This window comes from Teichococcus wenyumeiae, from assembly GCF_003696345.1.
Taxonomy (GTDB): domain Bacteria; phylum Pseudomonadota; class Alphaproteobacteria; order Acetobacterales; family Acetobacteraceae; genus Pseudoroseomonas; species Pseudoroseomonas wenyumeiae.
In genome coordinates this window covers 283,385-304,121 of record NZ_RFLX01000001.1, presented here as the reverse complement: position 1 = coordinate 304,121, position 20,737 = coordinate 283,385, and the positions used below count along the sequence as shown (strand labels likewise).

The 20,737-nt window shown below is 70.2% G+C and carries 21 protein-coding genes; 5 read left to right on the top strand and 16 right to left on the bottom strand.

Annotated features, from left to right (window positions below; all coding sequences use genetic code 11):
• Nucleotides 1-113 precede the first annotated feature (113 nt).
• Nucleotides 114-1,910 (bottom strand): thiamine pyrophosphate-requiring protein, encoded by a 1,797-nt coding sequence (locus EBE87_RS01445; RefSeq protein WP_120638970.1) that lies wholly within the window; start codon nt 1,908-1,910, stop codon nt 114-116.
• 205 nt (nt 1,911-2,115) lie between these two features.
• Between EBE87_RS01445 and EBE87_RS01440 the strand changes: the two genes are divergently transcribed.
• The 3 genes from EBE87_RS01440 to EBE87_RS01430 all read left to right on the top strand — a co-directional run bounded on the left by EBE87_RS01440 (nt 2,116) and on the right by EBE87_RS01430 (nt 5,289).
• Nucleotides 2,116-2,679 (top strand): tripartite tricarboxylate transporter TctB family protein, encoded by a 564-nt coding sequence (locus EBE87_RS01440; RefSeq protein WP_267898228.1) that lies wholly within the window; start codon nt 2,116-2,118, stop codon nt 2,677-2,679.
• Between the two features lie 4 nt (nt 2,680-2,683).
• Nucleotides 2,684-4,189 (top strand): tripartite tricarboxylate transporter permease, encoded by a 1,506-nt coding sequence (locus tag EBE87_RS01435; RefSeq protein WP_120638972.1) that lies wholly within the window; start codon nt 2,684-2,686, stop codon nt 4,187-4,189.
• A gap of 107 nt (nt 4,190-4,296) precedes the next feature.
• On the top strand, nt 4,297-5,289 hold the full coding sequence (locus EBE87_RS01430; protein WP_120638973.1) for a tripartite tricarboxylate transporter substrate binding protein: 993 nt from the start codon (nt 4,297-4,299) through the stop codon (nt 5,287-5,289).
• 33 nt (nt 5,290-5,322) lie between these two features.
• Here EBE87_RS01430 and EBE87_RS01425 read toward each other — a convergent pair whose 3' ends face one another.
• From EBE87_RS01425 to EBE87_RS01405, 6 genes are all read right to left on the bottom strand, one after another.
• Nucleotides 5,323-5,523, bottom strand: a complete 201-nt coding sequence (locus tag EBE87_RS01425; protein ID WP_120638974.1) for a hypothetical protein — start codon at nt 5,521-5,523, stop codon at nt 5,323-5,325.
• An 80-nt stretch (nt 5,524-5,603) separates the two neighbouring features.
• Nucleotides 5,604-6,632 (bottom strand): Gfo/Idh/MocA family protein, encoded by a 1,029-nt coding sequence (locus EBE87_RS01420; protein WP_120638975.1) that lies wholly within the window; start codon nt 6,630-6,632, stop codon nt 5,604-5,606.
• On the bottom strand, nt 6,629-7,636 hold the full coding sequence (locus tag EBE87_RS01415; protein WP_199707477.1) for an MDR/zinc-dependent alcohol dehydrogenase-like family protein: 1,008 nt from the start codon (nt 7,634-7,636) through the stop codon (nt 6,629-6,631). The genes EBE87_RS01420 and EBE87_RS01415 overlap by 4 nt, the downstream gene beginning before the upstream one ends.
• Before the next feature lie 82 nt (nt 7,637-7,718).
• On the bottom strand, nt 7,719-7,889 hold the full coding sequence (locus tag EBE87_RS28910) for a hypothetical protein (RefSeq protein WP_158600921.1): 171 nt from the start codon (nt 7,887-7,889) through the stop codon (nt 7,719-7,721).
• Between the two features lie 129 nt (nt 7,890-8,018).
• Entirely contained in the window at nt 8,019-8,840 is an 822-nt protein-coding gene (locus tag EBE87_RS01410; RefSeq protein WP_120638976.1) for an alpha/beta fold hydrolase, read from the bottom strand.
• A gap of 54 nt (nt 8,841-8,894) precedes the next feature.
• On the bottom strand, nt 8,895-9,209 hold the full coding sequence (locus EBE87_RS01405) for a hypothetical protein (protein ID WP_120638977.1): 315 nt from the start codon (nt 9,207-9,209) through the stop codon (nt 8,895-8,897).
• Between the two features lie 185 nt (nt 9,210-9,394).
• Between EBE87_RS01405 and EBE87_RS01400 the strand changes: the two genes are divergently transcribed.
• Nucleotides 9,395-9,835 carry a MarR family winged helix-turn-helix transcriptional regulator gene (locus EBE87_RS01400; protein ID WP_120638978.1) on the top strand — a complete coding sequence of 147 codons (441 nt, stop codon included), beginning with the start codon at nt 9,395-9,397 and terminating at the stop codon, nt 9,833-9,835.
• Between the two features lie 47 nt (nt 9,836-9,882).
• Here the strand turns inward: EBE87_RS01400 and EBE87_RS01395 are convergent, their stop codons facing one another.
• Entirely contained in the window at nt 9,883-10,185 is a 303-nt protein-coding gene (locus EBE87_RS01395; protein WP_120638979.1) for a hypothetical protein, read from the bottom strand.
• Nucleotides 10,186-10,345: 160 nt separating this feature from the next.
• Nucleotides 10,346-10,777 (bottom strand): secondary thiamine-phosphate synthase enzyme YjbQ, encoded by a 432-nt coding sequence (locus tag EBE87_RS01390; protein WP_120638987.1) that lies wholly within the window; start codon nt 10,775-10,777, stop codon nt 10,346-10,348.
• A 239-nt stretch (nt 10,778-11,016) separates the two neighbouring features.
• On the opposite strand from EBE87_RS01390, the gene EBE87_RS29335 reads away from it, so the two are divergent.
• Entirely contained in the window at nt 11,017-11,340 is a 324-nt protein-coding gene (locus EBE87_RS29335; RefSeq protein ID WP_199707481.1) for an MFS transporter, read from the top strand.
• 107 nt (nt 11,341-11,447) lie between these two features.
• Here the strand turns inward: EBE87_RS29335 and EBE87_RS01380 are convergent, their stop codons facing one another.
• From EBE87_RS01380 to EBE87_RS01350, 7 genes are all read right to left on the bottom strand, one after another.
• The gene (locus tag EBE87_RS01380) at nt 11,448-12,278 is read right to left on the bottom strand and encodes an alpha/beta hydrolase (protein ID WP_233553273.1); all 831 of its coding nucleotides are present in this window, start codon (nt 12,276-12,278) and stop codon (nt 11,448-11,450) included.
• Nucleotides 12,271-13,032: a 2,3-dihydro-2,3-dihydroxybenzoate dehydrogenase gene (locus EBE87_RS01375; protein ID WP_120638981.1), complete on the bottom strand. Its 762-nt coding sequence runs from the start codon at nt 13,030-13,032 to the stop codon at nt 12,271-12,273. The genes EBE87_RS01380 and EBE87_RS01375 overlap by 8 nt, the downstream gene beginning before the upstream one ends.
• The gene (locus tag EBE87_RS01370; RefSeq protein WP_120638982.1) at nt 13,032-16,922 is read right to left on the bottom strand and encodes a non-ribosomal peptide synthetase; all 3,891 of its coding nucleotides are present in this window, start codon (nt 16,920-16,922) and stop codon (nt 13,032-13,034) included. The genes EBE87_RS01375 and EBE87_RS01370 overlap by 1 nt, the downstream gene beginning before the upstream one ends.
• Entirely contained in the window at nt 16,919-17,152 is a 234-nt protein-coding gene (locus EBE87_RS01365; RefSeq protein ID WP_120638983.1) for a phosphopantetheine-binding protein, read from the bottom strand. Before EBE87_RS01365 ends, EBE87_RS01370 begins: the two co-directional genes overlap by 4 nt.
• Nucleotides 17,152-17,793, bottom strand: coding sequence for an isochorismatase family protein (locus tag EBE87_RS01360; protein WP_120638988.1), 642 nt, complete (start codon nt 17,791-17,793; stop codon nt 17,152-17,154). The genes EBE87_RS01365 and EBE87_RS01360 overlap by 1 nt, the downstream gene beginning before the upstream one ends.
• A gap of 153 nt (nt 17,794-17,946) precedes the next feature.
• Nucleotides 17,947-19,569 (bottom strand): (2,3-dihydroxybenzoyl)adenylate synthase, encoded by a 1,623-nt coding sequence (locus tag EBE87_RS01355; protein ID WP_120638984.1) that lies wholly within the window; start codon nt 19,567-19,569, stop codon nt 17,947-17,949.
• Nucleotides 19,566-20,723, bottom strand: a complete 1,158-nt coding sequence (locus EBE87_RS01350) for an isochorismate synthase (RefSeq protein ID WP_199726481.1) — start codon at nt 20,721-20,723, stop codon at nt 19,566-19,568. The genes EBE87_RS01355 and EBE87_RS01350 overlap by 4 nt, the downstream gene beginning before the upstream one ends.
• Between the last annotated feature and the right edge of the window lie 14 nt (nt 20,724-20,737).

Below are 20,737 nucleotides of genomic sequence, written 5' to 3'. Positions count from 1 at the left end.
TGGCTGCCCACGTGCCCGAATCGGACACCCCGGCAGCTCAGGCCACGAAGCGCTTGAAGCGGCCCGGCAGCGCCGCGCGGCAGGCGCCGCTGCGGCACCCCGCGCTGTCCTGTTCAGGGCTTGCCGGAACCGCCCGGCATGACGGAAGCCAGTACCTGCCGCGCGGTATTGCCGATGACGCTGCCCAGCTCCGGCTCCCCGAACATGGAGGATGCGAAGGCCCGCGCCTGCTTCAGCGTGATATGCGGCGGCAGCGGCGGCACGTTGGGGTCGGCATAGGCTTCCAGCACCACCGGGCGGTCGGCGGCGAAGGCCTGTTCCCACGCGCCGGCCACATGGTCCGGGTTGTCCACGAAGATGCCGCGCAGCCCGATCAGCTCGGCGAATTTGTGATAGGGCACGTCCGGCAGGCTTTGCGAGCCAAGGAACTTCGGGTCCCCCGCCATCACCCGCTGCTCCCAGGTCACCTGGTTGAGGTCGCGGTTGTTCAGCACCAGCACCACCAGCCGCGGGTCGGCCCATTCCTTCCAGTACTTGGCGATGGTGATCAGCTCCGCCATGCCGTTCATCTGCATGGCGCCATCGCCGCAGATCGCCAGCACCGGCCGTTCCGGATAGGCGAACTTGGCGCCGATGGCATAGGGAACGCCCGAGCCCATGGTGGCCAGCCCGCCGGAAAGCGAGGCCATCATGCCCCGCCGCAGCTTCACGTCCCGCGCATACCAGTTGGTGTGGGAGCCGCTGTCGCCCGCGATGATGCAGCGCTCCGGCAACCGGGGGGAGAGGTCCCAGAAGACCCGCTGCGGGTTCAGCGGCTCGGCCGGCTGCATGGCGCGCGCCTCGGTCTTCTTCCACCAGGCGGCGATATTCTTCTCGATGCGCTGGCGCCAGGAGGCATCCTCCTTCGGCTTCAGCAGCGGCAGCAGGGCTTCCAGCGTGGCGCGGCTGTCGCCATGGAGGTTCACCTCCATCGGGTAGCGCAGGCTCAGCATGTCCGGCTTCAGGTCGATCTGCACGCCGCGCGCCTGGCCTTCCTTGGGCAGGAACTCGGAATACGGAAAGCCGCTGCCCACCATCAGCAGCGTGTCGCATTCCTGCATCATGTCCCAGCTCGGCTCGGTGCCCAGCAGCCCGATGGAGCCGGTGACGAAGGGCAGGTCGTCCGGCAGCGCCGCCTTGCCCAGCAGCGCCTTGGCGACGCCGGCGCCCAGCCGCTCCGCCACCGCGGTCACCGCATCCGTCGCCTCCAGCGCCCCGGCGCCGACCAGCATGGCGACCTTCTTGCCGGCATTCAGCACATCCGCCGCCTGTTGCAGCTGCGGTTGGGTGGGCAGGATGGAGGGGCGCGCATAGCCCACGCCGGAATGCACCGTGCCATGCTCATGCGGCGGCACCGGCACCGCCTCCAGCTCCTGGATGTCGTTGGGCACGATGATGCAGGTGATGCGGCGCTCGGCCATGGCGGTGCGCATGGCGCGGTCGATCAGGTGGCGCACCTGCGCCGGCACGCTGACCTGCTGCACGAAGGCACCGGCCACGTCCTTGAACAGCGAGGCGAGGTCCACTTCCTGCTGGTAATGCCCGCCCAGCGCCGCGCGCGCCTGCTGGCCGACGATGGCCAGCACCGGCATATGGTCCAGCCGCGCGTCATAGAGCCCGTTCAGCAGGTGGATGGCGCCGGGGCCGGAGGTGGCGAGGCAGACGCCCACCTCGCCGGTGAACTTGGCATGGGCGCCGGCCATGAAGGCGGCCATCTCCTCATGCCGCGCCTGCACGAACTGGACCTGGTCCCGTGCCCGGTCCAGGGCGCCGACCAGGCCGTTGATGCCGTCGCCCGGATAGCCGAAGACGCGCTTCACGCCCCAGTCCGACAGGCGCCGCCAGAAGAAGTCGCCGACCGTTTCCGCCATCTTGCCACCTCATGCGCTGCACCGGGCGCGGCGGGACCCGCCGCACCCCCTGGGGCGCGAACGCCCCGCCGCCGGGGCTGTTGCATCAGGCGCACCGCATTTCCGCCCCGCCGCGCCGCCCGCGCCCTGGGTGCTTGACCGGATCGTTCTTCGGTCAGCACACTTGTTCCGCCACAAAGGTCCAAGAACCGCGGTGAAGGCCGCGATGGCAGAGAACAGCGGGCACGTGCGGGGGCGAAGAGCCCGCGTCGAAGCCCGTAGCCTGAGGAAAGGGAACGGGGCGTTGCATTTATCGGATCGAGTCACCGGGGCATGCCTGGTCGCGCTGGGGGGCGTGACCGCTTATGGCGCCTCGTTGCAGCCGGGCGTGCCCGGGCAGGATGTGGGGCCAAGCGTCTTTCCGATGATCATCGGATGCGGGCTGATCCTCTGCGGCGCCATGATCGCGCTGGGTATCGGCCACAGCTTCGAGGCCCCGGAGGAGGTCGTGCCTGCCGAGCCGGGCCAGGCCGTGCCGCAGCCGCCGCGCTTCGCGGAATGGCGCGCCTTCCTGCCGCCGCTGCTGCTGATCTTCTACATGCTGGCGGTGGAGCACCTGGGCTTCGTGCTGACGGCGGCGGCGATCACACTGGCGGTGTCCCTGGCCATGGGTGCGCGGTGGCGTCTGGCGGTGCCGCTGGCGGTGCTGGCGCCGCTCGGCATCCACCTGGTCTTCTTCAAGCTGCTGCGGGTGCCGCTGCCCGACGGCCTCCTGGCGATGCCGTGGTGACGCCATGACAGACCTTCTCGAAGCCTTCCGCATGGTGGGCCAGATGGATGTGCTCATCGCCATCCTGGCCTCGGCCATCTACGGGCTGGTGGTGGGGTCGCTGCCCGGCCTTTCCGCCACCATGGCGACCGCGCTGCTGGTACCCGTCACCTTCTACCTTTCGCCCATCGCGGCGGTGGCGACCATCATCACCTCCTCCGCCATGGCCATCTTCTCCGGCGACATCCCGGGCTGCCTGCTGCGCATCCCCGGCACGCCCGCCTCGGCCGCCTATACCGACGAATCCTATGCCATGACGCGCAAGGGGCAGGCGGAACTGGCGCTCGGCACCGGCCTGTGGTTCAGCGCCATCGGCGGCATCGTCGGCACGCTGGCGTTGCTGCTGATGGCGCCGGCCCTGGCCGAGGTGGCGCTGAACTTCTCCACCTTCGAGTATTTCTGGCTGGCGCTGCTGGGCCTGATGTGCGCCACGCTGGTCGCCCGTTCCTCGCCTGTGAAGGCGATCGCCTCGATGCTGCTGGGGCTGCTCTTCGCCTGCGTCGGCATGGAGAATCCGGCCGGCACGCCCCGCTTCACCTTCGGCATGACCGACCTGCTCGGCGGCATTGAGCCGCTGCCGGCGCTGGTGGGTGTCTTCGCCGTGTCGCAGGTGATGCGCGCCCTGGCCGAGGCGGAGCCGCCGCCGCTGCCACGCCGCCGCTTCGGCAGCATCCTGGCCGGGCAATGGTCGCTCACGAAGCGCTACCAGTGGCCGATGTGGCGCGGCAATATCGTCGGCATCATCATCGGCGTGCTGCCGGGCGCCGGCGCGGATATGGCGGCCTGGGTCAGCTACGCCATGTCCAAGCGCTTCTCGAAGGAGCCGCAGAAATTCGGCACCGGCCATCCGGAGGGGCTGGTCGAATCGGGCGCCAGCAACAATGCCTCGCTGGCCAGCGGCTGGGTGCCGGCGCTGCTCTTCGGCATCCCCGGCGACACCATCACCGCCATCGCCATCGGCGTGCTCTACATGAAGGGGCTGAACCCGGGGCCGACGCTCTTCACGGAGCGCGCCTCCAGCATGTACGCGCTCTACATCATCTTCATCCTGGCCAATATCATCATGATCCCGCTGGGCATCATCATGATCCGCGTCGCCGCCACGGTGCTGCGGGCGCCGCGCGCCTCCATCATGCCGATCATCCTGCTGCTCTGCGCCGTGGGTGCCTTCGCCACCGGCAACAACCTCTTCGCGGTGCTGCTGGTCGCCTTCTTCGGCGTGGTGGGCTACGTGATGGAGCGCAACGGCTATCCCGTGGCGGCCATGGTGCTCGGCATCGTCATGGGCACGATGGTGGAGCAGAGCTTCGTCACCTCCCTCATCAAATCCGACAACAGCCTGATGCCCTTCATCGAACGGCCGATCTCGGCGGTGCTGGCGGCCATCACGGCCGGCGCGCTGCTCTGGCCGGTGGTGGCCTGGATTCTGCGGCGCACGGCGGCACGGCGGGTGGCGCCGCAGCGCGGCTGAAGCCCCCGGGCAAGGCCGCCACGCTGCGGCCTTGTTCGCCCCCTTAAAGTTTGTCCATACTTCTCAGCCAAACCGGCACGAAAGCCGGAGCCAACAGGAGACGATCCATGAACCCGATGTCCCGCCGCGGCATTCTCGCCACCACCGCGGCCCTGGCCGGGGCGGCGACGCTGGCCCGCCCGGCGCTGGCGCAGGCCCGCTACCCCGCCCGCCCCTTGCAGATGATCGTGCCCTGGGGCGCCGGCGGCGGCACCGATGCCACCGCCCGCATCATCGCTGCCCTGCTGGAAAAGGAACTGGGCCAGCCGGTGAACGTGGTGAACCGCACCGGCGGTTCCGGCGTGGTGGGCCACAGCGCCATCGCCACCGCCGCGCCGGATGGCTACAGCATCGGCATCATCACGGTGGAAATCACCATGATGCACTGGCAGGGCCTGACGGAACTGACCTATGCCAACTACACCCCGCTGGGGCTGATGAACCGCGACGCGCCCGGCGTGCAGGTCAGCGCATCCTCCCCCTACAAGGACATCAAGGCGCTGGCGGAGGGCATCAAGAACAGCCCGCCGGGCAAGCTGAAGGCTTCCGGCACCGGCCAGGGCGGCATCTGGCACCTGGCGCTGGTGGGCTGGCTGCAGGCCATGGGGCTGAAGCCGGACCATGTGCGCTGGGTGCCTTCCAACGGCGCAGCGCCGGGCATGCAGGACCTCGTGGCTGGCGGCATCGACATCGTGCCCTGCTCGATCCCCGAGGCGCGGGCCATGCTGGATGCCGGCCGCGCCCGCAGCCTGGCCATCATGGCGCAGCAACGCGACCCGCAGTTCCCGGATATCCCGACGCTGAAGGAAAGCCTGGGCGTGGATTACCAGACCGCCGTCTGGCGCGGCATCGGCGCGCCGCTGAAGCTGCCGCCGGAGATCGCCAGCACGCTGACCGGCGCGCTGGAGCGCGTCTACAAGTCCGCCGAATATTCGGACTTCATGAAGTCGCGCGGCTTCGGCATGGACTGGGGCGATGGCGCCGGCTTCGGCAAGGTGATGGCCGAGACCGACGCGGCCATGGGCACCGCCATGAAGGCGGCGGGGCTGGCCAAGTCCTGAGGCTCCGAGGCGGGCCGCGCTGGCGGCCCGCCGCTACCGCCCCGGCCGCTTGGCGGCGCGCACCAGCACGGCGGTGGACAGCAGGATCAGCGACACCAGCACGCCCACCGACATCAGCCCTTCCGGCGTGGCGCGCGCCATGCTGCGGAGCGAGACGGCGCGGCCGAGGCTGAGGTCCAGCCGGGCCTGCATCTCGCCACGGGAGGCCGGGGTGGGCAGCGTGTCATCGGTCATGGTGCATCCTTCTTCGGGTCCGGTGCGGCCAGGGTCCGCCGCACCGGTTCTAGCGCCCGACCCGGGGAAAGGTTGGGGCTTCAGCGGCCGTAGATGCGGTCCAGCACCGCGGAGACCTCCACCAGCCGCTCCGCCGCCGGGTCGAAGCGCGCGCCGGAGGCCAGCCGCGCCGCCCAGTCGGCGGCGGCACGCCCGCCCCAGGCATCCGGCGGCGTCGCGAGGATTTCGCGCGCGGTGCCGCGGAAGCGCTCTGCGGTGAAGTCGTAGAAGGAGCCATTGACGTTGCGTAGCGCCACGCCACCCTCGGTGCCGTAGAAGGCGGCCGAGATCACCGCATCCTGCCCCGCCTGCAGGCGCCAGGAACAGGCCAGCTGCACCGCCGTGCCACCCTCCAGCGCCACCGTGGCCAGGGCATAGTCCTCCACCTTGTCCGGCCGGCCGCCCAGCGGTTCCCCGCCCGCGAAGAGCGTGCCCTGGACATTGGCGACGCCGGGGAAATCCAGCGTCCAGAGCGCCAGGTCCACCAGATGCACGCCGAGATCCATGACGCAGCCGCCGCCGGAGAGCGCGGGGTCGTAGAACCACGGCTTGTCCGGTCCGTAGGCATTGTGGAAGACGAGGTCCACCGCATAGATCCGGCCCAGCTCGCCGGATTGCACCACCTCGCGGATGCGGCGCATGCCGTCGGTGAAGCGGTAGGACAGGTCCACCGCCAGCAGCCGATCGGCGCGGCGGGCGGCATCGACCACGGCGCGGGCCTCGTCGGCAGTGCGGCCCAGCGGCTTCTGGCAGAAGACGGCCACGCCGTGTTGCAGGGCGCGGATGGATTGCTCGGCATGGAGCGCGCTGGGGGTGGCGATCACCACGCCATCGACGCCCGCCTCCAGCATGGCATCCAGCGAGTCCACCGCCTGGGCGCCGGGCGCCAGCTTCAGCGCCTCCGCCACCATCTCGGGCGAGGCATCGGCGATGGCGGCGGCCTCGGCATGGCCTTCCTCCAGGATGGCCTGCATGCGGTGGCGGCCGATCCAGCCGACACCCAGGAAGCCCAGGCGCGGGCGGCTGCGCTGCGCGGCGGCGGCAGGGGCTGCGGTCATCGCGTCGCTCATGGGAAGGTCACCAGCGCCTTGAGGAAGCCGTCGGGCCGGTCGCGGGTGGCGTTCAGCGCCTCGTCCAGCCGAGAAAGCGGGAAGCGATGGGTATAGAGCCCGCTGGGGTCCAGCCGGCCGGAAGCCACGGCCTCCACCGCCTCGCGGATGCCGGCCATATAGACCTTGGGGTCGCGCTCATGCGCGTTGATCACGTCGATGCCGCGCCAGTTCCACAGCCACATGTTCACCTGGCGCGGGCCGTCCTGGTGATAGCCGGCGACGATCAGCCGCCCGCGTTCCCGCGTCAGTTCCCCGGCGAGGTCCAGCGGCCATTGCTTGCCCACGGCCTCGATGACCCGGTCGCAGAACTGGCCGCCGGTCAGGGTCTTCACCTGCTCGATGATGGCGTGGTGGTCCTCCATCGGGATCACCTCGGCGGCGCCCATGCGCTTCGCGAGGTTCAGCGAGAAGGGGCGGCGGGAGATGGCGATGACCCGTGCCCCGGCATCGGTGGCCAGCCGCGTCAGGATGGCGCCCAGGAAGCCGATGCCGATGATGGCGACGGTCTGCCCCGCCTCGACGCCAGCGCGGCGGAAGATGTTCATGGCGCAGCCCAGCGGCTCGCCCGGGAAGGGCTGGCCGGCCAGGGACTCGGGCAGGCGGACGACATTGTCCTGCTCCGCCAGGTCGTATTCGGCATAGCTCTTGTAGGAAAGGGCGGCGACGCGGTCGCCGACCGAGAAGCCGACCACGCCCTCGTCCAGCGCATCCACGATGCCCCAGCCTTCATGGCCCAGGTCGCCGGGCGGGGTGGGGAACCGCATCCATTCCGGCCCTTCCCAGGGCGTCAGGTTGGAGGCGCAGACGCCGCAGCCTTCCAGGCGGATGCGCAACTGGCCCGGGCCGGGTTCCGGCCGCGCCACGTCTTCCACCCGGATCTGCCCAGGGCCGGCCAGGACCGCCGCCTGCATCGTGCGAGTATCGGCAACCGCCTCGCTCACTGTTGTCCCCCGCTCCGCCATGGCTCTGCCATTCCTCCATCACTCGCCGGGGGCGTAACGCGGCTGAGGCGTGGCCGTTTCACAGGGCAGGGCAGCTTTGCGGTCAGGCCGCGCCGCCCTGTTGCGCCGGCGGCCCGCGGTCCCGCGAGGCCTCGGCACTGGTGGCCTCGGCATGCCGGGAGCCCCGGAGATTATGCTGCTCGGGATGGTAACGCAGGGCATCGAGCCAGGCGCGCAGATATTCGGGCCAGGCCAGGGTCGGGTCGTCTCGCATGAAGGCACCTGTCAGTGATGCGCCGCAGACCCGCCGGAAGAGGCTGGCCGGCGGCGGGGGAGCCGCCGGCCATGGCGCCGCGCGCGGGGGAGGGGGAGGCACGCGGCGATTGCGGTGAGGGGGAGGGCGTCAGCCCCTGGCGAAGGCCAGGAGGTCGGCATTCAGCTGGTCCTTGTGCGTCGCGGCCAATCCATGGGAGCCGCCGGGATAGACCTTGAGCACGGCATCCGGGATCAGCTTGGCGGCAGCGCGGGCGGAGGCGTCGATCGGCACGATCTGGTCGTCATCGCCATGGATCAGCAGGGTGGGAATGTCGAAGCACTTCAGGTCTTCCGTGAAGTCGGTCTCGGAAAAGGCCTTGATGGAATCCAGCTCGTTCTTCAGCCCGCCCTGCATGCCCTGGAACCAGAAGGCATCGCGCAGGCCCTGGGAGACCGCGGCGCCTTCCCGGTTGGCGCCATAGAAGGGGATTGTCAGGTCCTTGAAGAACTGCGAGCGGTCGGCGGCCACGCCGGCGCGGATGCCGTCGAAGACCTCGATGGGCAGGCCGCCCGGATTGGCCGGCGTGCGCAGCATCAGCGGCGGCACGGCGCCCACCAGCACCGCCTTGGCCACCCGCGCCGTGCCGTGGCGGCCGATATAGCGGGCGACCTCGCCGCCACCGGTGGAATGGCCCACCAGGATGGCGTCGCGCAGGCCCAGCTGCTCGATCACCGCCGCCAGGTCGTCGGCGTAGTGGTCCATGTCGTTGCCGTCCCAGGGCTGGCTGGAGCGGCCATGGCCACGGCGGTCATGCGCGATGGCGCGGAAGCCGTGGGAAGCGAGGAAGACCATCTGGTCCTCCCAGGCATCGGCATTCAGCGGCCAGCCATGGCTGAAGACAACCGGTTGCCCGGCGCCCCAGTCCTTGTAATGGATCTGAACGCCATCGGTGGTGGTGATCGTCGGCATCAGCAGGGTTCCTCAAGGGGGAGGGCCCCGCCCAGTGGCGGGGCCTGCCTCAGGTCAGCGGGCGGCGAGGGAGCTGTTGGCGCTGCCGACGGGAAGGTAGGCGACATTGCCTTCGGAGCCGCCGGTGAAGACGGGGATGCCGGCGGCCCGGCGGGCGAAGCTGGGATCCTCGTGGATGATGCGCAGGCTGCGGTTGTTGCCTTCGAGGCGGACAAAGCCACCGCCGACGATGTTGCCGGCATAGCCGGGGGCGTATTCGACGGCGAAGCTCTCACCCTGGTTGATGACGGCCAGCGGCGCGGCGGAAGCGGCGGCGGAGGCGGCACCGAGAAGGGCGGTGGCGGCGAGCAGGGTGCGGAGAGCGGACATGGTGGTGATCCTTGGCTTTAGCCGGTTGACCCGGAGGTGCCGGGCTGTTGAGGAGTAGATACGCCGCGATTGCATCGCGCGCGACTATTCATTCCGCATACCTGCCATGCGACAACATATTGCACTATTTAGTCGCGTACGATACAATATGGACGGCCGGACGCTTAACCCTCAGGATGAAAGCCATGACCGAGAAACCTGCCAACCTCGACGATCTGCTTTGCTTCGCCGTGCATTCCGCAGCCCATGCCATCCAGCGCGCCAACAAGCCGCTGATGGAGAAGCTTGGCCTGACCTATCCCCAGTATTTGGTGATGGTGGTGCTCTGGTCCGAGGACAACCAGACGGTCGGCAGCATCGGCGACCGGTTGTTCCTGGAATCCAGCACGCTGACGCCGCTGCTGAAGCGGTTGCAGGCGGCCGGGCTGGTGCAGCGGGTGCGGGACACGACGGATGAGCGGCAGGTGCGCATCCAGCTGACGGAGCAGGGCCGCGCCCTGGCCGAGAAGGCGAAGCAGACGCCGGAATGGTACCGCCACACCTTCTGCGAGAAGTCGGACGAAGCCAAGGCGCTACGCGACAGCATCACCAGGCTGCGTGACAGCCTAGTCCAGAAGCAGGATTGACCAGGGGGAGGTGCCGGGCCTGAGCCGGCGCTGCCCCCGATATCAGATTAGTGGGCGATCGAGGATTGCAGCCGTAACTCCCGCATCGCGCGGGCGCGTTCCATGCCGGCCATGATGGCATTGGCGTAATCGGAAGCGGAGGCACTGAAGCCCTCGTCTTCCAACGACGAACTGACCTGCTGTGTGGCGCAAGCCGCGAGTTGCCACATGAACAGCAGAGCCAGAGTCCGGACAGCAACCTTGATCATTCTGGTCATTCTCTCAAAGAGGACCTTGGGCAGTGCAAGGTCATCTTGCCGCAGGGCCTGGGCAAGAACCAGTGTTTGTCGGGCGGATGACGACAGAATCATGAAACTTCATGATCCATGACGACAACTTCTGGCGTGGCCTGGGCAATCTGGCGCGTAAATCAGCACGGCTCGCCAGGAGCCATGCCGTAACGGCCATGCCCAGGCTCGATCGGCACCAATCCTTGCCAAGATCCCAGGCCTTGCCGGGGCTTTTCGCGACTCAGACGGCGGGATCGCCCAGCAGATGCAGCACCAGCTGCCGTTGATGCGGCGCGGTGCGATGCTCGTACAGATAAATGCCCTGCCAGGTGCCCAGCACCGGCTGCCCGCCCTGGACCGGGATGGAAAGCTGCGTCTGCGTCAGCGCCGTACGCAGATGCGCCGGCATGTCATCCGCCCCCTCGTCCTCGTGCCGGTAGCGCCCGCCGCCGCCATCTGGCACCAGCCGGCGGAAGAAATCCTCCAGATCCGTGCGTACCTCGGGCGAGGCATTTTCCTGCACCAGCAGCGAGGCCGAGGTATGCCGGCACCAGACCGTCAGCAGCCCATCCCCAAAACCCTGCGCGGCGACCCAGCGGCAGATGGGCGCCGTCACCTCCAGTAATCCACGCCCCGAAGTTCTGAAATCCAGCCGGTGCAGCCGTTGTTCCATGGCCTTCTCTCCTTGCTCGCGCGGGCAGATGGCTGCGGGGCCGGGCAAGGCGGCAGCGACATGGCCGGCCCCCGCCACACCCTCATGGCCATCATGCGACACAGCCTGATTGAGGAACTGCATTCATAAATCCTGGTTCAGGGCAGCTTACTCCGCTGCCCGGCTCCAAGGCGCATCTGGGTCTCAAGCTGTCTGAAACCTGGCTGCGCCCGCCGCCCTGGCGGGCCTGGAGCCATCCCATGCCCCTTGCTCTCTTTGCCCTGACGGTTGCGGCCTATGCGATCGGCACCGCCGAATTCGCCACCGTCGGCCTCCTGCCTACCGTGGCGCAGGATCTCGGCATCACCCTGCCGCTCGCGGGGCTGATCACCGTGCCGTGGCTGCAACTCTACGTGGTGCAGATAGCGCGGCGATACCGGCCCGGCGCGGTGGACGTGGCCTCAGCGCTCAACATCGCCGCCTTCAACCTGGGCATCGCCCTCAGCGCCTGGATTGGCGGTGAGGTGGTGGGATCGCCACGCCGGCGTTGGGCGCGGTGCTGGTGGCCGCCGCGCTGGGCCTGACGCTTTGGAGCGCGGCGCTGGAGCGGCAGGCGCGGGTGGCGGTCGCCGCGTGACCAGAAAGGCCGGGGAAGAAATTCCCCCGGTCCCCCATCTTCTTTCTTCGAGTTTCAGTGGCCGGAGAGCACGAAGCGCAGGGCGCGGCCCAGGGCCACGGGAAGCACGGAACCGTGGTTCTCTTCCGGGAAGCACCAGAAGCGCGTCTCGGCGCCGCTGGCGGCGACACGCTCGGCCATCTGCCGCGCGCCATCCACCATGGCGCGGCGGCCACGCCGCTCGGCGGTACGGGCGGCTTCGGGAGAGGCCGCTTCCCAGGGCGTCAAGCCCTGTTCCCATTCGCCGACACCCAGCGCCACGCGCGGCACCCGGCCAGGGAAGCGCAGCGCCGCCAGCCCTTCCTCCAGCCGCGCCCGGTTCCACCAGACGGAAGGGCTGATGGCGACATAGTCGCTGAAGGCGCCAGGGTCGCGTGCCAGCACGTCCAGCGTGAAGAAGCCGGCCAGGGAATGGCCGATCAGCACCCGCCGGCCCGCATCCACCGCGCAGCGTTCCGCCACCCGCGCCGCCACGGGACCGCGCAGGAAAGCCAGAAAGGCATCGCGGCCGCCGGTGGGGTAGGGCACCGCCTCCTCGGCCGGCGGGCCGGGAGTATAGTCCAGCCCGCGCCGGGCGCGGTGGTAGGGGGCTTCCCCCGGATAGGCGATGCCCGCCACCACCGCGGCGCCGATGCCGGTGGCGCCCGCCCGCACCGCGCCCTGGCGCGCGATCTCGGTCAGGGTCGCGAAGCTGGCATTGGCATCCAGCAGATACAGCACCGGGAAGCCGCCGGGCGGCGGCGGGGCCTGGGGAATGGACAGCCAGAGCCGGTATTCGCCGGCCGGCGCCTGGAGGATGTGTTCCTCCGTGCCCGGCAGGGTGACGGGCGGCGGCGCCTCAGCCACGCAGGGTCGCGCCGCCATCGATGTAGAGATCGGCCATGGTGATATGCCCGGCGCGGTCGGAGAGCAGGAAAGCCACCGCATCCGCGATATCCTCCGGCGTCGCCAGCTTCCGCAGCGGGATGCCGGCCTTATAGGTTTCGGGCGAGCCGGCGATGACCCGCGCGGCGCCATCCGCATCCGCCCACATGCCGGTCTGCATCGGCGTCAGGGTGGAGCCGGGGGCGACGATGTTGCAGCGAATGCCCTGCGGCGCCAGTTCCAGCCCCAGGCAGCGGGTGAACATGGTGGTGGCGGCCTTGGAGGCCGCATAGGCCGCCATGGCATGGCGCGGCACGCCCGCCGCGTTGGAACTGACCACCACGATGCTGCCCGCTGCCCGCGGCCCCATCACCCGCGCCAGCGCCCGGCCCAGGTGGAAGACGCCATCGGTATTGACGGCGAAGACGCGGCGCCAGCTTTCATCCGTGGTCTGCGCCACCGTGTCGGTGGCCAGGATGCCGGCCAGGCTGACGCCGCAGTCGATCGGGCCTTCCTCGGCCTCGATGCGCGCCACCAGGGCATCGACGGCGGCGCTGCTGGTCACGTCCAGCCGCTCCGCCCGCAGGTTCGGGGCGGGGGGGATGGCGGCGGGGTCGAGGTCGGTGGCGACCACGCGCATCCCTTCCTCCAGCAGCGCCCGCAGCACCGCCTGGCCGATGCCGCCGGCCGCCCCCGTCACCAGCACGCGCTTGCCGGAAAGGCCACTCGGTCGCATCAGCTGAATTCCTTGTCCTGGGCTGAAAGAAAGGCGGAGAGCACCGGCGCGACCTGTGCCGTGGCCTCGGGGCCGGTCAGGCCTGCATGCAGCGCCTGGATATCCACGATCGAGACCGCCGTGGCATAAGGCTGCCACATGGCGGGCGAAAGGTCGCGCCCGGCATGGTCCAGCGCGGCACGGAAATGCAGCACCGTGCCGTCGAAATGCCCGTGCCGGTGCGCCCGCACCAGCCGGTTGTTGCCGCGCACCACCCGCACCACGCCATCCAGCGCCGCTTCCGGCAACCGGCCCAGCGGGCTGTCGGATTGCCGCAGGAAGCCCACCACGGCATCCCGCGTCAGCGGCAGGTCGGGCAGGCGGTCCGGGTCATGGCCGGCGATGGCGAGCAGGGCGCGCAGCGGCGCGTTCTCGTCCGGCTCCGGCTCGGCGCGCCAGACGTCGCTGGGGTAGGAATCCAGCATGGCCAGCAGGCCCACCGTCTCGCCCAGGGCGCGCAGCCGCACCGCCATGGCATGGGCGATGATGCCACCCACCGACCAGCCCAGCAGGTGGAAAGGCCCGCCGGGGCGGATGGCGCGGATACGCTCCACGTAGTCGGCGGCGAGCGCCTCCAGGCTCTCCGGCGTCGGCACGCCTTCCGCCAGCGCGGGCGCCTGCAGGCCATAGACTGTGCGGCGGGGAGAAAGCGCCCGCGCCAGCCCGCCATAGCACCAGGAAATGCCACCCGCCGGATGCACGGTGAACAGCGGCGGCAGCGCGTCATCGCCCTGTTGCAGCCGCACCAGCGGGCCAAGTCCGCTGTCGCTGACAGGCTTTTCCTCCAGCAGCGCGGCAAGCCGCTCCACCGTCGGGTGCTCGAACAGCGCACCCAGGCCGGGGTCCCAGCCGAATTCTTCCCGCACCCGCAGCATCAGCTCCACCGCCAGCAGGGAATGGCCGCCGAGGGCGAAGAAATCATCCTCCGCGCCGGGCGGCGGCACCTGCAGGGCTTCGGCGAAGAGGGCGCCGACGCGGCGCTCGGCCTCCGTGGCGGGGGCGCGGCCGCCGGCGCTGCCGTAATCGGGCGCGGGCAGGGCGGCACGGTCCAGCTTGCCGCTGCTGTTCACCGGCAGCGCATCCAGGGCGACATAGGCGGAAGGCAGCCAGCCATCCGGCAGCCGCGCCGCCGCATGAGCACGCAGCGTGGCGGCATCATAGCCCTCCGCCGGCACGACATAGGCCACGAGGCGCTTGTCACCGGCGCGGTCTTCCCGCGCGATCACACGCGCCTGGCGCAGATGCGGATAGCTGGCCAGCGCCGCCTCGATCTCGCCAAGTTCGATGCGCTGGCCACGGATCTTGACCTGATGGTCGGAGCGGCCGAGGAAGACCAGCGCCCCATCCGCCCGCAGGCGCGCGAGGTCGCCGGTGCGGTACATCCGCTCGCCCGGCCGGAAGGGGCTGGGGATGAAGGCGCGTTCCGTCAGGTCCGGCCGGCCGAGATATTCCCGCGCCAATTGCACGCCGCCGATGAAGAGATGCCCCGCCATGCCCGGCGCCACCGGCCGCAGCGCCTCGTCCAGCACGTAAAGCTGCGTGTTCCAGACCGGGAAGCCGATGGGCACGGGCTGGCTGCGGTCATTGGTGGCGGCGGGCCAGAAGCTGACATCCACGGCGGCCTCGGTGGGGCCGTAGAGATTGTGCAGCTCGGCGGTGACGCGGGCGTGGAAGCGGTCACGCAACTCCGCTGTCAGTTCCTCGCCGGAACAGAAGACGCGGGCCAGCGCGATGCCCCGCGAGGCCGGTTCCGCCAGGAAGGCCGCGAGCATGGAAGGCACGAAATGCGCCGTGGTGATGCGCGCATTCCGCAGCAGCGCCGCCAGCGCCACCGGGTCCTTGTGCGCGCCGGGCGGCGCCACCACCAGCGTGCCGCCGCTGATGAAGGACAGGAAGAATTCCCAGACGGAGACATCGAAAGTGGCCGGTGTCTTCTGCAGGATGCGGTCGGCGTGGCCGAAGCCGTAGTGCTGCCGCATCCATTCCAGCCGGTTGACGATGGCGCGGTGCTCGATCACCACGCCCTTCGGCTCTCCGGTGGAGCCGGAGGTGTAGAGCACATAGGCGGCATCGCCGGGTGTGGGGCCATCGGCCGGGGCTGCGCCTTCCATCGGCCAGTCACGTGGCGCCAGCAACGGCGCGCCACCGGGCAGGTCACGTTCCGAAAGCGCCAGCACCGGCCTGGCATTGTTCAGGATGCGCGCGATCCGTTCATCAGGGTGCGCCGGGTCCAGCGGCAGATAGGCCGCGCCGGCCCGCAGCACCGCCACCAGGGCGATGACCAGCTCCAGCGAACGTTCCAGCGCCACGGCGACCACGGCGCCCGGCCGCGCGCCCTCTGCGCGCAGCGCGGCGGCCAGGGCGGCGGTGCGGGCATCCAATTCGGCATAGGAGAGGACGGTGCCGTTGAATTCCAGCCCGGGCGCGTCCGGATGCGCGGCCATCCTGGCGGCGATCAGCGCGGCCAGAGTGGTCTCCGGCACCGGATGATCCGTGGCATTCAGGTCCTGCACCTGCCAGCGCGCCTCGTCCGGCGTGGCGCCGGGCACATCGGCCAGACGCTCCGCCCGCAGCGCTGCTTGGCAGAACCAGCCGAGGCGGGTGGCATGGGTCGCGACGTCCTCGGCGCTGTAGAGGGCGGGATTGGCCTCGATCTCCAGCCGCAGCCCACTGGCGTCGGCGCCGCCACGGAAGGTGAGGGTGATGTCATCCACCGGGCCGGTGCCCAGCACCTGCGGGCGCACCTCCAGCCCGGGAAAGACCGGCACGCTGTCGAAGGGCAGCAGGTTCACCAGGGCGCCGTGCAGCCGGCGTCCGGCGCCCAGCAGGCCCAGGTCGCGCCGCAACTGCTCGCCCCGGTAGCGGCCATGGCGGCGGCCGCGCAGCAGCGCCCTGGAGGCATCCGTCAGATATTCCGCCAGCGGCGCATCCTCATCCGGCCGCAGGCGCAGCGGCAGCACGTTCATCAGCGTGCAGGGCACCCGCGCCGCCGGGCTGCCGAGGCGGCCCATGAAGGCCACGCCGATCGAGATTTCCTCCGTGCCCGCGAAGCGGCGGCAATAGGCGCCCACCAGCGCCGCCAGCAGGTCCGGCCAGGGCGTGCCATGGTTGGCGGCGCCGCTGCGCAGGGCCTCCACCAGCGCATCGTCCAGCACCTGCGTGTGGCGGATGGCGCGGCGGCTCGTCATGGCATGGCCGGGGGCGAGGCCCACCACATCCGCCATGCCCTCCATGGCCTGGCGCCAGTAAGCGGCGTCTTTCTCGCGGCGCGGGTCGGCGCGATAGGCGGCGTCTTCCGCCAGCGCGGCCTCCAGCCCGGCCAGCGGCGGCCCCGCCACGCCCTGTCCCAGCGCCGCGGCATAAAGCCCGGCGACGCGGCGGGTGATCAGGTCGGTGCCGAAGGCATCCAGCGCCAGGTGATGCGCCCGCTGGTACCAGAAGTGCCGGCGCTCCCCGAGGATGAAGAGCCGCTCGGCGGCCAACGGATGCCGCGCCGGGTCTACCGGCGTGGCCATGTCGCGCGCCATGGCGGCCAGCGCCGCCTGCTCCGGCTCCGCCTCTGCGGAAAGGTCCACCACCTGCAGCCAGGGGCGGCGGGCTTCCTCCACCCCCTGCGCCGGCACGCCGCTGGCATCCTCGATGCACATGGCCAGCACATCGGCCTCGGCCACCGCCGCATCCACGGCGGTGCGGAAGGCCTCGCGATCCAGCGGCCCGCGCAGGTCCAGGTACTGGCCGGTGTTGAAGATCGGGTTCGCCGGGTCCAGCCGCTGCGCATACCACAGCCCGGCCTGCGCCTCGGTCAGCGGGCGCGGCTTGGTGCGCTGGTCCATGGCGAAGGGCGCGTTCATGCCTGGCGCTGCACGCGGTCCACGATGGCCCACCAGGCATCCAGCGTCAGCCGCTCGGCGAATTCCGAGAAGTCGAGCGTGAGGCCCGTCTCCGCCCAGCGTACCAGCAGGTTCATCGCCCGCATGGAATCGAGGCCGAGGTCGATCAGGTTGTCATCGCCCCCGATCTCCTCCGGGTCCTCATGGATCATGGCGGCGATATCGGCGCGCATGCGCTCGCGGGTCAGCATCACAGGGCGGCCAGAAGCTGTTCGGTGGTCATCGGCACGGCGCAGGTGCCGGCCACGTAGTTCAGCGCCATCATGTGCTTCTCACGCGAAAAATCCGCCGTGGCATCGGCGGCAAAGAAGGGCTCGATATCGCGCTGAAAGGCCTCGCCCGCCGTCATGGTGCAGCCGATATGCGCGTAGATGCCGGTGATGACCAACTGGTCCCGCCCGCGCACCCGCATCAGCGTCTCCAGGTTGCTGCGCTGGAAGGCGCTGTAGCGGTGCTTCACCAGCACGAAATCGCCCTGCTCCGGCGCCAGCTCCGGCAGGATCGGCTGGTGCTCCGGCGCATCCGACATGCCGGGGCCCCAGAGATCGGCCTGCAGGCCCCGGTCCCGCCGGTCCTGGTTGCCATGCTGCGCCGTGTAGAAGACCGGAATGCCGACGGCACGCGCATGGGCGATCAGCCGCGCGATGTTCTGCACCACGGGCAGCATGGGTGAGGCATCGCGCTGATAGGGGCGCACGAAATACTGCTGCATGTCATGCACCAGCAGTGCCGCGCGGTCCCGCTGCACCGTCCAGGGCGCGCGCGGCGTGGGCAGTTCGTCGGCCCCCGGCAGGGCATAGGGAGCGATGGTGGGGAGGCCCTTGGCAGTCACGTGCAAACACACCCTTCAAGAGAAAGGTCAGGGGAATGAATTCCCCTGAAACCCCTTCTTTCTTTTTCGGGTCCGCCAGCCGGTGAAGCCAGTGCCTAACTCGAAGAAAGAAGATGGGGGCCTGGGGAAATTCATTCCCCCAGCCTTTTTGCGTCAGTCTTGCTTCTCCAGGAATTCCGCCCGCAGCCGCGCGCGCAGCTCCTTGCGGCTCACCTTGCCCGCCGCCGTGGTGGCGAATTGCTCCACGAAGACGATCTGGTCCGGCACCTTGAATTCGGCGATGCCGCGCGTGCGCATCCAGGCCTTCAGCGCCGCGCCCTTCGGCTTCTCGCCCTGCGGGATGACGAAGGCGCAGGAGCGTTCGCCCAGGAACTCGTCAGGGATGGAGACGATGGCGACATCGAAGACGCTGGGATGCGCCAGCAGGTGGTCCTCGATCTCCTCGGCGGAGATCTTCTCGCCGGCGCGGTTGATGTGGTCGCCGGCGCGGCCCTGCACTTCCAGATAGCCGCCGGGCAGGCGGCGCACGATGTCGCCGGTGCGGTAGAAGCCGTCGCTGGTAAAAGAGCGGGCGTTGGCGGCCTCGTCATTGTGGTAGCCGCGGATGGTATAGGGCCCGCGCGCCAGCAGGTAGCCGGGCTCGCCCTCCGGCGCCGGGTTGCCGAGGTCGTCCACCACCAGCACCTCGTCATCCGGGCTGATGGGGCGGCCCTGGCAGGTGGTGATGATCTCCTCGGAATCGTCCAGGCGGGTGTAGTTCACCAGCCCTTCCGCCATGCCGAAGACCTGTTGCAGCGTGCAGCCCAGCGTCGGGCGCACGCGGCGCGCCACCTCGGGCGTGAACTTGGCGCCGCCGACCAGCAGCACTTCCAGGCTGGAGATGTCATGCGGCGTGGCGGGCGCGGCCTGCATCCAGAGCAGCGCCAGCGGCGGCACCAGCCCGGTGATGGTCACCTTCTCCTTCGCAATCAGCGGGAAGGCGGCATCGGGGCTGGGGGAGGGGCTGAGAACGACGGTCGCGCCCGCATGCAGCGCGCCCATATGCCCGGGGGAGCTCATGGGGAAGTTGTGGGCGGCGGGCAGGGCGACGAGAAAGACGCTCTCCGGCGTCACGCCGCAGATCTCGTTGCTGGCGCGGAAGCTGTAGATGTAGTCGTCATGCGTGCGCGGGATCAGCTTCGACAGTCCCGTGCTGCCGCCGGAGATCTGGATGAAGGCGACATCGGAGGAAGGCGGGTCCGGCGGCAGGGCCAAGCTGGCATCGGCCTCGGTCGCCAGGGGGGTGAATTCGGCGGCGTCGTCGGCGGCCACGATCACGTGCTGCACCGCCGGCACCTCGGCCCGCAGGGCGCGGGCGAGGTCGCGGTAGTCGAAGCCCTCGTACCGGCCGGCGATGATATAGCCGCTGGCCTCGGACTTGCGGGCGAAATGCGCGATCTCGGTGATGCGGTGCGCCGGCAGCGCGTAGAGCGGGATCATGCCGGCGCGGAACAGGCCGAAGACGGCCGAGAAGAATTCCGCGATATTGGGCAGCTGCACCACCACCCGGTCGCCCGGCTTCAGCCCGGCCTTCAGGTAGCCGGCGGCGGCGGCCTCGGCACGGGCCAGCAGCTCGGCATAGCTCCAGCGGCGCTCGCCCTGCACGATGGCGGTGGCGTCGGGGTGCTCGGCGGCGCGCTGGCGCAGGAAGCCCGAAAAGGTCTCGCCGCGCCAATAGCCCTTCTCGCGGTAGCGGCGGGCGAAGTCCTCGGGCCAGGTCTGACGCAGCGGGATCACGGGCGTTTCTCTTCCATCTCGATGCCGAGCGCGGCCAACAGGGCCGCGTATTTGGCACCGGTCTCGGCTGCTTCCGCCCAGGGGTCGGAGCCGGGCACGATGCCGGCACCGGCATAAAGCCGCGCCTGCTCCCCCGCAATCTCCGCGCAACGGATCGAGACATGCCAGGCGCCGTCGCCCCGGCCGTCGCACCAGCCCACGGCCCCGGCATAGAAGCCCCGGTCATGCGGCTCGATCTCGCCGATCAGCCGCGCCGCGCGCTCCCGCGGCAGGCCGCAGACGGCGGGGGTGGGGTGCAGCAGCGCCGCCAGCTCGGCGGAGGAGATGCCCTCATCCTTCAGCTCGCCCTCGATGGCGGTGCCGAGGTGCCACATGCTGCGTGTCTTGAAGAGCGTGGTGCCATGCGGCGCCGAGAGGCGGCGGCAGAAGGGGGCCAGGGTGTCGAGGATGAAATCGGCCACGATGGCATGCTCCCGCCGGTCCTTGTCGGAGCGGGCGAGGGCGGCGGCGGCATTGGCATCCGCCGTGGCATCTTCCTGCCGGCGGGCGGAGCCGGCCAGGGGGTGGGAGCGGATCTGCCGGCCCTGCTTGGACAGCAGCAGCTCGGGCGTGGCGCCGGCCAGCACGCGGGGGGCGCCGCCGGCATCGGGCAGCGGCAGGATGAAGGCGGTCACGGCCGGGTCGGCGGCCAGCCGGGGCAGCAGGGCGCCGAGGTCGATCGGGCGCTCCGCCCGCGCCACCAGGGAGCGGGAAAGCACGATCTTGGTCAGCGGCTCCGCCCCCGGCCGGGCCATCAGGTCCAGCGCGCGCTGCACGGTGGCGGCATAGCCGGCGGCGTCCGGCTCATGCGTCAGGCGCCAGCGCGCGGGCGCCCAGGCCGGCGCGGCGGGCAGGGCGCGGGAGATCCGGCGCGGCTGCACCAGGTAGTCCGCCGCCTCCCGCGCGAAGGGCAGGGCGCCGGCCAGCACCGCCTCCGGCCCCGCCGCGCGGAAGAAATCACCCACGCGCGCGCCCAGCGTCGCGGCGGGGCCGCGCGGCAGCGCCGCCGCCTGCCCATGGCCGAGCAGCACGCCGCCGGCGGAAACAAAGGCCAGCAAGGGCGCGGCCTCCGCCACCGCGGCGGTGGCGGGAAGATGCTCGGTCATGGTGGCCATAAGCGCTGCCCCTG

Coding starts and splice junctions, on each gene's coding strand:
- EBE87_RS01395 (WP_120638979.1), bottom strand. CDS start 10,185: ATGATTCTGTCGTCATCCGCCCGACAAACACTGGTTCTTGCCCAGGCC.
- EBE87_RS29335 (WP_199707481.1), top strand. CDS start 11,017: ATGCCCCTTGCTCTCTTTGCCCTGACGGTTGCGGCCTATGCGATCGGC.
- EBE87_RS01430 (WP_120638973.1), top strand. CDS start 4,297: ATGAACCCGATGTCCCGCCGCGGCATTCTCGCCACCACCGCGGCCCTG.
- EBE87_RS01435 (WP_120638972.1), top strand. CDS start 2,684: ATGACAGACCTTCTCGAAGCCTTCCGCATGGTGGGCCAGATGGATGTG.
- EBE87_RS01445 (WP_120638970.1), bottom strand. CDS start 1,910: ATGGCGGAAACGGTCGGCGACTTCTTCTGGCGGCGCCTGTCGGACTGG.
- EBE87_RS01425 (WP_120638974.1), bottom strand. CDS start 5,523: ATGACCGATGACACGCTGCCCACCCCGGCCTCCCGTGGCGAGATGCAG.
- EBE87_RS01405 (WP_120638977.1), bottom strand. CDS start 9,209: ATGTCCGCTCTCCGCACCCTGCTCGCCGCCACCGCCCTTCTCGGTGCC.
- EBE87_RS01375 (WP_120638981.1), bottom strand. CDS start 13,032: ATGCGACCGAGTGGCCTTTCCGGCAAGCGCGTGCTGGTGACGGGGGCG.
- EBE87_RS01420 (WP_120638975.1), bottom strand. CDS start 6,632: ATGAGCGACGCGATGACCGCAGCCCCTGCCGCCGCCGCGCAGCGCAGC.
- EBE87_RS01400 (WP_120638978.1), top strand. CDS start 9,395: ATGACCGAGAAACCTGCCAACCTCGACGATCTGCTTTGCTTCGCCGTG.
- EBE87_RS01415 (WP_199707477.1), bottom strand. CDS start 7,636: ATGGCGGAGCGGGGGACAACAGTGAGCGAGGCGGTTGCCGATACTCGC.
- EBE87_RS01370 (WP_120638982.1), bottom strand. CDS start 16,922: ATGAACGCGCCCTTCGCCATGGACCAGCGCACCAAGCCGCGCCCGCTG.
- EBE87_RS01390 (WP_120638987.1), bottom strand. CDS start 10,777: ATGGAACAACGGCTGCACCGGCTGGATTTCAGAACTTCGGGGCGTGGA.
- EBE87_RS01440 (WP_267898228.1), top strand. CDS start 2,116: ATGGCAGAGAACAGCGGGCACGTGCGGGGGCGAAGAGCCCGCGTCGAA.
- EBE87_RS01410 (WP_120638976.1), bottom strand. CDS start 8,840: ATGCCGACGATCACCACCACCGATGGCGTTCAGATCCATTACAAGGAC.
- EBE87_RS01365 (WP_120638983.1), bottom strand. CDS start 17,152: ATGCTGACCCGCGAGCGCATGCGCGCCGATATCGCCGCCATGATCCAT.
- EBE87_RS28910 (WP_158600921.1), bottom strand. CDS start 7,889: ATGCGAGACGACCCGACCCTGGCCTGGCCCGAATATCTGCGCGCCTGG.
- EBE87_RS01350 (WP_199726481.1), bottom strand. CDS start 20,723: ATGGCCACCATGACCGAGCATCTTCCCGCCACCGCCGCGGTGGCGGAG.